The sequence below is a fragment of the Kineobactrum sediminis genome, from assembly GCF_002868715.1.
GTDB classification, from domain to species: Bacteria; Pseudomonadota; Gammaproteobacteria; order Pseudomonadales; family Halieaceae; genus Kineobactrum; species Kineobactrum sediminis.
This window is the reverse complement of sequence record NZ_PKLZ01000001.1, coordinates 126,583-140,491: the sequence shown is the minus strand read 5'-3', so window position 1 is coordinate 140,491 and position 13,909 is coordinate 126,583. Positions and strand designations below refer to the sequence as shown.

13 protein-coding genes are annotated in these 13,909 nt (G+C 59.4%); 3 read left to right on the top strand and 10 right to left on the bottom strand.

The genetic code is table 11. The features are described 5' to 3' along the window. Positions 1–5 precede the first annotated feature (5 nt). The 8 genes from CWI75_RS00595 to dksA all read right to left on the bottom strand — a co-directional run bounded on the left by CWI75_RS00595 (position 6) and on the right by dksA (position 9,091). A complete protein-coding gene (locus tag CWI75_RS00595) occupies positions 6–689 on the bottom strand; it encodes a deoxynucleoside kinase (RefSeq protein WP_101519530.1) in 684 nt (227 codons plus the stop codon). Beyond that, positions 686–1,213, bottom strand: coding sequence for a 2-amino-4-hydroxy-6-hydroxymethyldihydropteridine diphosphokinase (folK, locus tag CWI75_RS00590; protein WP_101519529.1), 528 nt, complete (start codon positions 1,211–1,213; stop codon positions 686–688). Before folK ends, CWI75_RS00595 begins: the two co-directional genes overlap by 4 nt. Further along, entirely contained in the window at positions 1,213–2,349 is a 1,137-nt protein-coding gene (gene pcnB, locus CWI75_RS00585; RefSeq protein WP_241521063.1) for a polynucleotide adenylyltransferase PcnB, read from the bottom strand. The genes folK and pcnB overlap by 1 nt, the downstream gene beginning before the upstream one ends. 607 nt (positions 2,350–2,956) lie before the next feature. After that, positions 2,957–4,387, bottom strand: a complete 1,431-nt coding sequence (locus CWI75_RS00580; protein ID WP_101519528.1) for a sigma-54-dependent transcriptional regulator — start codon at positions 4,385–4,387, stop codon at positions 2,957–2,959. 90 nt (positions 4,388–4,477) lie between these two features. Beyond that, positions 4,478–7,453: an ATP-binding protein gene (locus CWI75_RS00575; RefSeq protein ID WP_101519527.1), complete on the bottom strand. Its 2,976-nt coding sequence runs from the start codon at positions 7,451–7,453 to the stop codon at positions 4,478–4,480. Next, positions 7,443–7,619: a hypothetical protein gene (locus CWI75_RS18470; protein WP_175580178.1), complete on the bottom strand. Its 177-nt coding sequence runs from the start codon at positions 7,617–7,619 to the stop codon at positions 7,443–7,445. The genes CWI75_RS00575 and CWI75_RS18470 overlap by 11 nt, the downstream gene beginning before the upstream one ends. Before the next feature lie 64 nt (positions 7,620–7,683). Then, positions 7,684–8,574 carry a tRNA glutamyl-Q(34) synthetase GluQRS gene (gene gluQRS, locus CWI75_RS00570; protein WP_101519526.1) on the bottom strand — a complete coding sequence of 297 codons (891 nt, stop codon included), beginning with the start codon at positions 8,572–8,574 and terminating at the stop codon, positions 7,684–7,686. Positions 8,575–8,614: 40 nt separating this feature from the next. Next, positions 8,615–9,091, bottom strand: a complete 477-nt coding sequence (dksA, locus tag CWI75_RS00565; protein WP_101520066.1) for an RNA polymerase-binding protein DksA — start codon at positions 9,089–9,091, stop codon at positions 8,615–8,617. Between the two features lie 205 nt (positions 9,092–9,296). Between dksA and CWI75_RS00560 the strand changes: the two genes are divergently transcribed. The 3 genes from CWI75_RS00560 to CWI75_RS00550 are packed head-to-tail and all read left to right on the top strand — an operon-like array spanning position 9,297 to position 11,907. After that, positions 9,297–10,472, top strand: a complete 1,176-nt coding sequence (locus CWI75_RS00560) for a pyridoxal phosphate-dependent aminotransferase (protein ID WP_101519525.1) — start codon at positions 9,297–9,299, stop codon at positions 10,470–10,472. Then, the gene (sfsA, locus tag CWI75_RS00555; protein WP_101519524.1) at positions 10,472–11,200 is read left to right on the top strand and encodes a DNA/RNA nuclease SfsA; all 729 of its coding nucleotides are present in this window, start codon (positions 10,472–10,474) and stop codon (positions 11,198–11,200) included. The genes CWI75_RS00560 and sfsA overlap by 1 nt, the downstream gene beginning before the upstream one ends. Then, entirely contained in the window at positions 11,194–11,907 is a 714-nt protein-coding gene (locus tag CWI75_RS00550; RefSeq protein WP_101519523.1) for a M15 family metallopeptidase, read from the top strand. The genes sfsA and CWI75_RS00550 overlap by 7 nt, the downstream gene beginning before the upstream one ends. Here the strand turns inward: CWI75_RS00550 and ppa are convergent. Beyond that, the gene (ppa, locus tag CWI75_RS00545; protein WP_101519522.1) at positions 11,904–12,449 is read right to left on the bottom strand and encodes an inorganic diphosphatase; all 546 of its coding nucleotides are present in this window, start codon (positions 12,447–12,449) and stop codon (positions 11,904–11,906) included. The two genes, CWI75_RS00550 and ppa, sit on opposite strands and share 4 nt — an antisense overlap. Positions 12,450–12,506: 57 nt before the next feature. Next, positions 12,507–13,769: a 6-phosphofructokinase gene (locus CWI75_RS00540; RefSeq protein WP_101519521.1), complete on the bottom strand. Its 1,263-nt coding sequence runs from the start codon at positions 13,767–13,769 to the stop codon at positions 12,507–12,509. Positions 13,770–13,909: the final 140 nt, after the last annotated feature.

Here is a 13,909-nt window from a genome sequence, read left to right as displayed (position 1 = left end):
CTTAACTATCCAAAAAACGTGGGGTTGAAGTAATGGCGACCGCTGCGGATATCCAGCAGGTAATCCACCAGATGCCGATAGTCCTGGTCGTCATTGGCGAGATCTATCTCGCTGGCATTGACTATCAATAGCGGAACGCCATCGTAATACAGAAAAAACTCACTGTACACTTCGTTCAAGCGCTCGAGATAGTCGCGCCCCAGAGCCCGTTCATGAGCTATGCCGCGGTCATTGATGCGCGATAGCAATACATTGGTGGGTGCCTGGAGATACACCACCAGGTCCGGCTGTGGCGGGTCGATCAGTAATTGCCGGTAGACACGCTGGTACAGGTCAAACTCGTCCCGGTCCAGATTGACCCTGGCAAACAGGGGGTCCTTTTCAATCAGGAAGTCTGCAACCCTGACAGGTGAAAAAATATCCGCCTGGCGCATGTCACTGATCTTTTGCGCGCGCTGGAACAGGAAAGACAACTGGGTTGCCAGTGCCGCCTCCTTGGGGTTGCGATAAAATCGTTCCAGAAACGGATTGCGCTCGGCGTCCTCGAGCAGGGTGTCATAGTTGAAGGTGGCCGCGAGACGTTTCGCCAGCGTGGTTTTGCCAACGCCGATGGGGCCTTCTACCGCGATGAATGCCGGTGGTGTGCGTCCCTTCAGGTCAACACTGGTCGGTGTAGGTTCATTTCTCAAGGCCCGGGCTCCGGTCTCTGCTGAAGATGATAATCAAGTACGGTCTGGTCGCGTTCCAGTCCCTGCTTCGGGCAGGCTGCCAACAGGGCGCCAAGAGTAACCCCAGACGGTAGCAGCCGGTGCTTATCGCAGATCTCAGCGAGAGGATAAAGTACGAAGTGGCGTTGTGCCATGGCCGGGTGCGGAACCTGTAGCCTGGGCGTACTGATGGCCTGGTCCCCGAACAGCAGTATATCGAGATCAATTGGCCGTGGACCCCAGCGCACAGTGCGTTCGCGCCCCTGGACTTTCTCTATCGCCTGGAGCGTGTCCAGCAGTTCCTCGGGGCCAAGTTCTGTCGTCATGGCCAGTACGGCGTTGAGATAATCGGGCTGCTCACCGGGGCCGACGGCTGTGCTGTTGTAGACGGAAGAGCCGGCGATGATCCGAGATTTTTCCAACCTTGCCATTGCATTTACCGCAGCCTGCAGCTGCCGGGCCGGATGCCCAAGGTTACTGCCCAGCGCAATGTAGGCGACCGGCATCAGTCTGCCGAGGGGCGGCGCTTGCGGGGCCGGCGGCGTCGGGTACGCTCCGGTGGCGTGTGGTCAACGGTGGCCTGTAATTGCTGCGTCGAAGGGAGTTCCTGGAACTCTGTCCACCAGCTGCCGACGTCACCGGTATCCTCGCCCGCCAGCTCTCGCAGGAGCAGGAAATCATAAGCTGCCCGGAAACGGCGATTCTGCACCAGCTCCTCTGCCTTGCGGCCCTTGCGTCGCTCCAGCTTATGCTGAAACTCCCATATTTCGCGCATCGGCATGCTGAAACGCCGGGGAATTGAGAGTGTGCCCATGGCGCCGGCAATGACCTGTTGGGAGGCATTGTGCATGGCGGCTACCGGGGGGTCGCCGCGGTCGTGCAGCTGGTCTGCCAGGCGGTCTGCCACGGGCCATAACAACGCCGCCAGGAGAAAGGCCGGTGTCACTGTCTTGCCGTCCTGAATGCGTCTGTCGGTGCTGTTCATGGCCGCCTCGACCAGCGCCATTGCCACCTTGTCCTGGCGTATTTCGTAGTCACTGTCGGGGAACAGGTAGCGCAGCAGGTCATGGGCGAGCAGTTGCTCGAGCGTGCGCCCAGCATAGCCCGCAAAAAACAGCTTCAGGAATTCGTCGAACAGGCGCGCCGGCGGTATCTCACCCAGCAGCCGCGCGCAACGCGGAATGGCATCGGCCGTGTCCTGGTCGATATCAAACTGTAACTTGGCCGCAAAGCGCACTGCGCGAAGCATCCGTACCGGATCTTCCCGAAAACGTACCTCCGGGTCGCCAATGATGCGGATGTTGCGACGCTCTATATCCCGCATGCCGTTGACGTGATCGTAGATTTCAAAGGAGGCGGAATCGTAGTAGAGGGCATTCACCGTCAGGTCGCGGCGCACGGCGTCTTCCTCGAGCGTACCAAATACATTGTCGCGCAGCAGCAGCCCCTTGTCGGACTGCCGCGAATGGCTGGAGGCCTTGCCCTTGCCCGGAGTGGAATCGGAGTCGTGATGGCCGCGAAAAGTGGTCACTTCAATGACCTCGCGGCCAAAGCTGACATGCACAATGCGGAAGCGCCGACCGATAATGCGGGAGTTGCGGAAGACGGCGTGGACCTCCTCGGGCGTGGCATCCGTGGCAATATCAAAGTCCTTTGGATGGCCCCCAGCAACAGGTCCCGCACCGCGCCTCCGACAAGGTAGGCCTGGTGCCCGCTGTTGCGTAGTCGCGACATGACCTTGAGGGCGTTGTCGCTGATGTTTTTACGGGATATGCAGTGCTGATCCCTGGGGATGACCTTCAAGCCTTGACTGCCTTGTGAGGAAGCTGAAACTCGGCGCAGTCTAGCACACATGCGTGCCCAAAGTGACGATTTGGGGGATAGCTCATACATAGCAGGGCTCAAACATAAGGAGACAGGGAAAACAGCGTTTTCCCCATCCAGGTCTCACGTGCGGATTATTGTTATGCAGCCATGCTTTTATATTATTGGCGCATTGAGGTCAGGAAATTGAAGGGGAAAGTTTCTTCCCCATCCAGGTCCATAGTGACTCTGTTATTTTTATTGCGGCTGTTTGTTATTCTTATTTAACTTGCCGGTTAATATATTGCAGAGTGCGTGCCAGAAAATGCTTTTTTCAATGAAAACAAATAGTTAAAAATTTCTGGATGGTTTTCAGATGTCGTAAATCAAGGGAGTTGTTACGGTTTTACTCCGATGCCTGTTACATGCGCGCAATGCGGTAACGCTCAGGATACTGCTTTACGGCTACGGCCGGGCAGACCAGAGGTCTTCTTGCGGGGAATTTCAAAGCGCTGGCGTCGCTCCCAAAGACACTTGCGGCTGATCCCGAGTTTCTGCGCCAGCTCTGTTTCACTCATTGAGTCCTGGTGCTCCAGCACAAAGCGCTGGAAATAGTCTTCCAGCGAAAGGTCTTCAGCAGGGTCCGAGGTTATATTGCGCGGCGTATGGTGGGCCACAGTATGAATGCCGTGGCTGCCGCGAATGCGGTTGATATTGACCAGTTCAAGGTCTATGCCCAGGGCCTCATTGTCGATTTCACTGCTGTCCGACAAGACCACGGCACGCTCAATGGCATGCTCCAGCTCGCGTACATTGCCGGGCCACTGGTAGGTGGTGATAGCCTGGATCGCCTTGGGAGAGAGTTCCATTTCGCCTTTGCCCAGACGCTCTGCCTGGACCTGTAGCAGGCGCTCGGCCAGGTGCAGTATATCCTTGCCGCGTTCGCGCAGGGCGGGCAGCATCAGGCGTAGAACGTTAATGCGGTAGTACAGATCCTGGCGAAACAGGCCCTCAGCCGACAGGCTGTGCAGGTTGCGGTGGGTCGCACAAATCAGTCGTACGTTGACCTTGCGGGAATGCACGGACCCGATGCGACGGATTTCGCCTTCCTGAATGAATCGCAGCAGACGGGCCTGGGCCTCCATCGGCAGCTCCCCAATCTCATCGAGAAACAGAGTGCCGCCGTCTGCAGCCTCGATGAGGCCCATGCGACTGGCGTTGGCGCCAGTGAAGGCGCCTTTTTCGTAGCCGAACAGTTCCGATTCAATCAGGGTGTCGGGGATCGCCGCACAGTTGACACAGATAAGCGTCTTGTCGGCCCGTTTACTGTGCTGGTGCACACTGCGTGCCACCAGTTCCTTGCCGGTACCGGTTTCGCCAAGCACCAGTACGGTGGAGTCCGTGGGAGCCATTTTGCGGATATGGGTGGCCAGCGTCATCATCGCAGGGCAATTGCCGATCATTCCGGCGAGCCGGTGTTCGCTTCCCGGAGGAGGGCTTTGCGGGCTGTTGGCCGCGCGCGTGGTGGGGTGGTCGGCGATGATGCGCTCGACCGCGGAGATCATGTCGCCGTGATCGAAAGGCTTGGCGATATAATCAACCGCCCCCATGCGCATGGAGTCTACCGCAGAACGCAGGCTGGCATAGCTGGTCATAATCAGCACCGGCACATCGCCGGCTTTCTTGATCAGGTCCGTACCCGGCGCGCCGGGGAGGCGCAGATCGGAAATGACCAGGTCAAAATCGCTGAGAATATGCTTGGACTCCGCTTCCTGTACGGATGCGGCCTCGGCAACGCTGTAGTCGTTGCGCTCGAGTAGTCGTCGCAGAGCCGTCCTGATGACCGACTCGTCTTCCACCACAAGTATTTTCTGCATAAAGTGTTACCTTCCGGGAACGTACGACACAACATACCCTGCCTGTTACTTTTTTTCCAGTCGCGGTATAGACAGCATGCTTGCCCCGGGTTACACCTGAAACAGGCTGTCGTACTGGCAGACGGGTAATTGCAGGCAGATTCGAGTTCCGGCGGCGGGCGGCGGCCCCAGGGGGCTCTGGATCTGCACGCTGCCGCCCATGTCGTCCATGATGCTGTAAACCAGCGCCAAGCCCAGGCCGGTGCCCTCGCCGGGCTCCTTGGTGGTGAAAAAAGGCTCGAACACCTGGTTTTGCAGCTCAATCGGTATGCCACAGCCCTGGTCCTCTACCTCTATCAAGGCCCGGCTGTCGCTGACTGAAGCGCTGACCACTACCCGACCGCCGTTTTCGCTGGCATCGCGGGCGTTACCCAGCAGGTTGACGAATACCTGCAACAGACGTTGGGCATCGGCGAGTACCAACAGTTCCCGGTCACAGTGATTTTCGAAATCCAGCGCCTTGGCCTGGCGGTCAAGCTGCAGCAGATGGATGGCTTCATCAACGCAGTCGGCCAGGTTGCAGGGCTCCAGTCGAACATCGCCGGCACCGGATCCGGCGTGGGAAAAATTGACCAGCGAGTCCACAATGCGGCTGACGCGTTCAGTCTGTTTGAGAATGTCCCGTGCGGTTTCGTGCACCTCTTCGGGGTCTTCTTCGTATTCCAGATTTTGCGCCAGGCAGGCGATGCCGGTAATGGGGTTGCCGATTTCATGGGCGACCCCGGCCGCCAGGCGGCCTATGGAAGCGAGTCGTTCACTGTGCAGTAATTCCTGTTCCAGTAGTTCGTAGTCCGAGATGTCCTCGATCAGTACGATCTGGTCGCCGTCCTGGTCGCCGCCCGCGCTGGCCTTGTGCATGCTGATCCAGCGCGACCCTCCTTCGCCCAGGGTCACTTCCCGCTTGAGGATCGTATCGGCATCTTCATAGAGGAAATTAGTGATGATCTCCCGCCAGGGCGTTGGCAGCGACGACAGTAATGAGCCGAGCACGGTAGACGAGGCGATGCCCGTGATGCGCTGCATGCTTCTGTTCCACAGCAGCAGCTCACCGTCATTGGTCAGTGAGCACACGCCGATCGGCAAATTGTCCAGGGTCTGGCGATAGTGGCGACGCAGATTGTCCAGCTCAGCGGCGAGCCCGGTAAACTGTCCGCCAGCCTGGTCCAGCCGGCGCTCAATCAGGAAAATGTCCCCACCAGTGCCGCCGGGTTTATTGGCGAAGGGAATGCAGCGATTGACGATACCGAAAGCTACCGCCGGCCCCAGCAGCCCGGACAGGTTTGCCTCAATGCGGCTGCGCAGGCGGCGCAGGGCATAGGGCCGTGTTTCATCCTCGTTGAACTGTAATTCCCGTAGCGCCCGTGCGACTTCGGCATGCGCCGTGGCCTCGCCCAGCCCCGCCGCCAGCTGCTGGCTGAATTCGCCGGCACTATGTACCGTGAGAGTCCGTCTCGACGGCCGGCTGAGTAAATCCATCGAGCAGATTTCCGCGGCCACGCGCTCTTCTTCAGTCGTGGTAGTCAGCAGCGATACCACGATAAACAGTGCCAGATTGGCACCCAGAGCCATGATGCTGGCCACTGCCCAGGCATTGTCGCCGTGACTGAACCATCGGCCGGCGATCATTGCCAGCCACGAAGGCTGCTCAATGCCCATTACCGGCAGCAGCATGAGCAGGAACCATAGTGCCAGGCCCACCACCAGGCCGCTGATCAGTCCCTTGCGGTTGGCGCCAGCCCAGTAGGGGGTGGCGACGATCCCCGGCAGGAACTGTACGGTGCCGGCAAAGGCTACCAGCCCCAGTTCCGCCAGACTCTGCTTACCGTTTACGGCCATGAAAAAGCCGTATCCCGCCAGGATCAGTACGGTAATCAGGCCTCTGCGTAGCCACTTAAGCTGGGAGTAAAGGCTCTGGTCACTGCGAATCGCAAGCATTTGCTGAGGCAGGATAAGGTGATTCAGGCACATGTTGGCGAGCGCCAGGGTGGCGACAATGATGGCGGTACTGGCGGCAGACAGCCCGGCAACAAAGGCCAGCGCAATAAAGCCGGGTGACTCCAGGGCCATGCCTATGGCGAGGCCGGTATAACCTGCTGGCAGGTCGTGCTCAAGACGCATGCCCGCCCAGGCCAGGGGCAATACCGGAATTGCCAGCAATAACAGGTACAGCGGCAGGCCCCAGCTGGCAGCCCGCAGATCCTGGGACTCCTTGTTCTCGGCAAAGGCCATGTGGAAGATGTGTGGCATGCAGACCGCGCCGGCAAAGAAAACCAGTAACAGTACCCGCGCAGCATCGCCGTGTAGTGGCTGCTCAATCACTGCCCTGGCTGTCGGTGTAGTAGCCAGCCAGGCGTCAAGGCCGCCAAAACCACCAAATACCTGTTGTACCGCCAGCCACATCATCACCAGCATTGCGGCGAGTTTGACCAGGGATTCAAAGGCCACGGCAGTTACCAGGCCAATGTTGCGTCGCTCTGATGTCAGGTTGCGGGTGCCAAAAAGAATGGCGAAGACAATAATAATGATGCAGAACAACAGGGCAAGGGTGTCCTGGCGCTGGACCGCGGGCATTAATCGGTCCGGCGCGCCGGCAAGAATATGAATGCTGTCGGCGACTGCCTGTATTTGTAGCGCCAGCAGGGGCATCAGGGTCAGGCACATCGCCAGGGTGATAGCGGCCCCCACCCGGTGGCTGCGAAACCGGAAAGTGAGTACGTCGGCCAGGGAGGCCAGCTGGTAGACCCGGCACAGGCGCAATAATGGCAGCAGCAGCAGTGTGCCGACCAGGAACATCAGCACCACCCCTAGATAGTAAAGCAGGTAACCGTAGCCATAGCGGTAAGCCAGTTCGAAAATGGCGTTGCTGGCCATGGCACCGGCGATGACGGCCAGGGACAGCACGTAGGTTGCCGGATGATGGGTGATACGTCGCGACAGTATGCCGCGCTCCGCAAGATGGGCAACCAGGAACAGCACCAGCAGGTAACCCACGATGGCCAACAGGATTTCGGGGAGACTAAAGCTCATCCGGGTACCTGCGGAACTGGTTCCACCACGCGGCCAGCACTGCCGCGAACCAGAGCAGGAATGGCCGGTACCAGCCGGTATCCGCCTGCCACAACCACTGCTCAATTGCGGGCAGGAAAATAAAAGCCAACCCCATTACAAGGAGCAGGGCCCGGTTAATGTACATGGTGCGAGTTCCCGTTTGCTGTGGCCATGAATACTACTGAAGCGCCGTGAGTGGGTAAAGGATATCAGGGCGCAGCGGCTATCGACATGACATGTGGCACCGCTTCCGGAGCCCAGTGTGTTGTGGCAAATGTGAGCACTGCGTCGACCTCGGTCACTTCAGTGGGGGGAGATGGCTGCTGGAGAAACGCGAGTGCCTTGCGCAGATTGGTGGTGGCATCAACATCCACCAGGGCGGGCGCATGGGTCTGTTTGCTGAGTTTGTGGCCCAGGGAATCGGTGATAAGTGGCAGGTGGCCATAGTCCGGTGCGGGGAGGCCCAGCAGCTGCTGGAGCAGGTGCTGCCGCGGGGTGGATTCCAGCAGGTCCGAGCCGCGCACCACATGGGTGATGCCCTGGGCTGCATCATCCACCACAACCGCCAGTTGGTACGCGTAAAGGCCATCCTTGCGACGCACGATAAAGTCGGTGATCCTGCGACCCAGTGGCCAGTGTTGCGGCCCCTGCCAGCGATCATGCCAGGCACTTGTAAAGTCGGGGGGCACCGCCACCCTCAGTGCACAGGGTGAACTGATCCCGGTTTGCCGCAACCGGCAGTTACCGCGGCAATCGCCGCCCGGCCCCTGTTCCCGCCGACTGCAGCTGCAGCTGAACAGCAGGCCGCTGTGTTGTAACTGCGCCAGCGCTCCGTTGTAGGCGTTGCTGCGTCGATTTTGCCACAAAACATGTTCGTCGTGATGAAGACCATGTTGTTCAAGGCTGGCGAGAATCCTGCCGGCGGCGCCGGCTTGCTCTCGCGGCGGGTCGATATCTTCCATGCGCATTAGCCATTGGCCGTCCACGCTACGCGCATCCAGCCATCCGGCGACTGCGGTAATCAGTGAGCCCAGATGCAGGGGACCGGTGGGGGACGGGGCAAAGCGCCCACGATAGGGCGCCGGGAAGCGTTCAGACATGAAGTGTTGCGACCGGCACCAGGGCCGGTCGCTGCCGTGTCTAGCCCATTTCCTGCTTTTCCTTGATCTCCGCAAGGGTTTTACAGTCAATGCACAAGGTGGCAGTGGGGCGGGCTTCCAGGCGCTTGATGCCGATTTCCACGCCGCAGGCGTCGCAGAAACCGTAGTCGTCCTGGTTGATACGCTCAATGGTGGCGTCGATTTTCTTGATCAACTTACGCTCGCGATCGCGGGTGCGCAGTTCCAGGCTGAACTCTTCTTCCTGGGTGGCACGATCAGCGGGGTCCGGGAAATTGGCTGCCTCGTCTTTCATGTGGCTCACAGTGCGATCCACTTCTTCCATGAGGTCTGATTTCCAGGCGCGCAGGATCTTGCGGAAATGCTCCCGTTGCGCCTCGTTCATGTACTCTTCGCCGCGCTTGGCCTTGTAGGGCTCAATGCTGTTGTAGCCCGTGGCTGCGGGCTTGCTTGCGCTGGCTGTTTTGGCTGACACTTTCTTTTCTGCTGCTTTAGGCATGGTCAGGTTCCCATACGGATCGGGTTTTTGAAACATTACTCACCGAAGTGAGGGCGCTGCGCCTGGGGCGCGGGCAACCAAGCGCGCAGAAACTACCAGATATCCTGCTCCTTCGCCACAAAAATTACAGGCTTTTCAATGGCGGCTAACATGCCTGCGCCGGCGTTGGTAGAATAGTAGCTGATGTGATGGCAGGTGCAGGTTTATGCAGCAAAAAAAGGGAGGCTTCCGGCTCGCAGACCGGGTGGCCGATATTGAGCCATTCCGTGTGGTTGAAGTGCTTACCCGGGCCAGGGAGTTGGCGGCCGCGGGTGGTGACATCGTCAACCTGGCCGTGGGTGCCCCGGACTTCATTACCGCAGCCCCGATTGTGGAAGCGGGTCGCAAAGCGCTTGCCGACGGCCACACCGATTATTCCCAGGCCCTGGGTTTGCCGGAACTGCGGGAGGCGCTCTCACAGCATTATCGCGTCGAGTACGGCCTTGATATTCCCGCTCGCCGCATCGTGATTACGCCGGGCGCCTCGGGTGCCCTGCTGTTGTTAAGTGCCCTGCTGCTGAACCCGGGCGATGGCATGTTGCTTGCCGACCCCGGTTATCCCTGTAACCGGCACTTCATGCGCCTGGTAGAGGGGCGCGGTCAACTGGTGCCGGTCGCGGCCGACACGCGTTACCAGTTAAACGCTGCCCAGGTGGCCGCGCACTGGCAGGCCAATACGGTAGGTGCCATGGTGGCCTCTCCCGCCAACCCCACCGGTACGGCCCTCAGTTTCGCCGAACTCAGCGCCCTGTCGGCGGCGGTGCGCGGGCAGGGTGGCCATCTCATTGTTGATGAAATTTACCACGGACTCACCTATGACGGCCCCAGCCGCTCGGTTCTGGAGGTGGATCCGCAGGCTTTTGTGGTAAACAGCTTCTCCAAATATTTCGGTATGACAGGGTGGCGTCTCGGGTGGCTGGTGGCGCCGGAAGAAGCCATTGCCGGATTGGAAAAACTGGCCCAGAACCTGTTTATTTCCATGTCGACCATGGCGCAGCATGCCGCCCTGGCCTGTTTCGAGCCGGCCACCCGCGCCATTCTGGAGGAGCGCCGGGCCATTTTTGGCCAGCGTCGCGATTTCCTGTTGCCGGCGCTGGAGAATCTGGGTTTTGAGGTGCCCTGCAAACCGGACGGTGCCTTTTACATTTACGCCAACGCTTCCCGTTTTACCGACAATGCCGAGGCCCTGTGCTGGCAATTGCTCGAGGACCATGGCGTGGCGCTGACTCCGGGTATCGATTTCGGCCACGCCGGCGCCCATACCCATCTCCGTTTTTCCTATGCCACCGGTATGGAGCGGCTGGAAGTGGCGGTAGAGCGGCTGGCAAAGGTGCTGCGCTGATGGAATTCGGAGCGTTGCTGGAGGGGCGCCTGGTACGTCGCTATAAACGGTTTCTGGCGGATGTGGCGCTCGCCAGTGGTGAGGTCATTACCGTGCATTGCCCGAATACCGGCGCCATGACCGGCTGCGCGGAAGAGGGCGCCAGGGTCTGGCTATCCCGCAGCGCCGTTGTTACCCGCAAGTATCCCCACACCTGGGAATTGGTGGAAACTGCCAGTGGAATGGCCTGTGTCCACTCGGTGGCGGCCAATCGGGTGGTGCGCGAGGGGTTCACGAGCGGCCGTATCCCCGGCTTTTCCGCTTACCCGCATATTCAGGGCGAAGTGAAATACGGTACGGGCAGTCGCGCCGATTTTCTGTTGTCGGGTACTTCCGGCCGCGTATTCGTGGAAGTGAAATCAGTCACCTTGCACCGCGATGGTGGCTCCGGGGCATTTCCTGATGCGGTCAGCGCTCGCGGTACCAGGCATCTGCGGGAACTGCAAAGCGTAGTGTCCGCCGACACCCGTGCGTTGTTGCTGTTCTGTGTGCTGCATACGGGTATTGACCGGGTGAGTGCGGCGGGAGATATAGACCCCGCCTACCGGGCTGCCCTGGTGGAGGCGATGGCGGCGGGAGTTGAGGTGCAGGCCTGGCGTGCACGCGTAGACCCGACCGGCCTGATCCTCGATTGTGCGCTGCCCTTTACCCCGGACCCGATTCCGGCTGAACAGGAGGGCGTATGCTGACAGCGGCACAACTCACCGGACAGGATGACTCCCTGTTGATTACCCTGGCTGATGGACACCGTTTGTTACCGGAGGCCGCAGTGGCGTTCAGTCGCCTGCAGGACGATGCCGCTGCGGCCGGTTTTGGTCTCGCCATTGCCAGTAGTTACCGGTCCTATGATCACCAGCGGCTCATCTGGAACCGCAAGGCCAGCGGTGAGCGCCCGGTTCACGATGATCACGGGGCGCCTGTGGCGGTGCTGGACCTGCCTCCCGTCGAGCGTGTGCAGGCCATTATGCGGTTCTCTGCCATGCCGGGTAGCTCCCGGCATCACTGGGGTACAGACCTGGATATTTATGACGCGCAGGCGGTACCTGCAGATTATCAGCTGCAACTCAGCCCGCAGGAGGTCGCGGTGGGAGGGCCATTTGATGCTCTGCATCGGTGGCTGGATGCACGCATGGCGGCGGGGCAATCCCACGGTTTTTATCGGCCTTACGGCGTGGACCGGGGTGGCGTGGCGCCGGAACGGTGGCATTTGAGTTACGCCCCGCTGGCCGCACTGTATGGCGGGCAACTGTCAGTGGAACTGCTTGAGCGTTGCTGGGATAGCGATCCGGAGGGTGTGCTGCTGCGGGATATACTGGAGGCACAGCTGCCGGACTTGCTGCTGCGCTATGTTGCGGTCAGCAGCAATTGGTGTCCGGCGCAGCAGGTGCCGGGCTAGCGATCCGCCGGTGTCAGGTTTTCAAAATTCTTCACAGAATCGCGAATTGCCTTGCGGGCTTCGTCAGAGTTGCCCCAACCATCAATCTTGACCCACTTGCCATCTTCAAGGTCTTTGTAGTGCTCGAAGAAATGCTGGATTTGCTGGATCAGCAGCGGCGGCAGATCCTCGATTTCGCGGATGTTGCGGTAGGCTTTGCTGAGCTTGTCAGTGGGCACGGCGATCAGTTTCGCATCGCCGCCCGCTTCATCTGACATGTGCAGAATGCCTACAGGACGACAGGGGATCACACAGCCACTGATTACGGTATGGGGAGTATGCACCAGCACGTCCAGCGGATCGCCGTCATCGGCGAGGGTGTTGGGTATATAACCGTAGTTGCAGGGGTAGAACATGGCGGCGGTCATGAAGCGGTCAACCATAATGGCGCCACTGTTGTGATCGACTTCGTACTTGACCGGATCAGAGTGGGCCGGTACTTCAATAATAACGTTGACCTCGTCGGGAATATTCTTCCCGGCTGGAACAAGACTCAAGCTCATGGGGTTACCTGTTGTAAGTGGTTGTTGTTTCGGGTGGCGGAGTATATCAGGCTCTGGCTAAACCTTGAATGCCGTCTTCAGCTTGCGTGGTACCGGTTCGAGTTTCAGCCGGGTATAGAGCGGCAGGCCGTTGCGGTATTCCGGGTAAGCTTCCCCATTGATCAGCGGTGCCAGGTATTCGCGCGCCGCCTCGGTGATGCCGAAGCCGTCCCTGGAAATGAAGTTGCGGGGCATTTTCTTTTCGCGATTGGCTACGTCTTTCAACGATGCTTCGCCGATATGCCAGCTGTAGCGCTTGCTCTTGCCGCGCATGATGCAGGGCATGACACCATTCTTACCTTCCAGGGCGAATTCAACCGCTGCCTTGCCCACGGCATAGGCCTGTTCGACATCGGTTTTCGAGGCGATGTGGCGCGCCGAGCGCTGCAGGTAGTCGGCGACCGCCCAGTGATACTTGTAACCCAGTTCGCTTTTCACCATGTCAGCCAGAGAGGGCGCGAGCCCCCCAAGCTGATGATGGCCAAAGGCATCGGTAACACCGGAGTCGGCAAGGAAAGTGCCGTCGGCGTGCTGTGCGCCCTCTGATGCCACGATTACGCAGTAGCCGTGACGCTTGACGGTACGCTTCACCCGCGCCAGGAACCTGGTGCGGTTAAAGGCGACCTCCGGAAACAGGATGATATGCGGTGCGTCACCGTCGTGTTCGGCGGCAAGGCCCGAGGCCGCTGCTATCCAGCCGGCGTGGCGACCCATCACTTCAAGAATGAACACCTTGGTTGAGGTCTCGCACATGGAAGCGACGTCCATTGCCGCTTCACGAGTGGAAATGGCCACGTACTTTGCCACCGAGCCGAAACCGGGGCAGGTGTCGGTCAGCGGCAGGTCGTTATCGATGGTCTTGGGAATGTGAATGGCCTGCAACGGATAGCCCATCGATTCGCTCAGCTGGGATACCTTGAGGCAGGTGTCGGCGGAGTCGCCACCCCCGTTATAAAAGAAGTAGCCGATGTTGTGTGCCTGGAACACCTCAATCAGGCGCTCGTATTCGGCGCGATTTTCTTCCAGGCTCTTGAGCTTGTGGCGGCAGGAGCCAAAAGCGCCGGCCGGTGTGGTCAGAAGCCCGTGAATGGCCGCCTTGCTTTCCTTGCTGGTGTCGATCAGGTCTTCGCGCAGGGCGCCGATAATGCCATTGCGCCCCGCATAAACCTTGCCAATCTTCCCCCGGTTGTTACGTGCAGTTTCAATCAGGCCGCAGGCCGAGGCATTAATAACGGCGGAAACACCACCGGATTGGGCATAGAAGGCATTTTTGGCTGGCATGACGAACCTTTGTCGGGGCGAAGGCCTCGGGCATCGGGCGCTTGAATCGCAAAGCTTAAGTGTACTTCAAAGACGCACATTTGTAGAGCGCAATGGGCAGTATTACCGCTTCTGCATTGGGGCATCCGGGGGCTCCATGC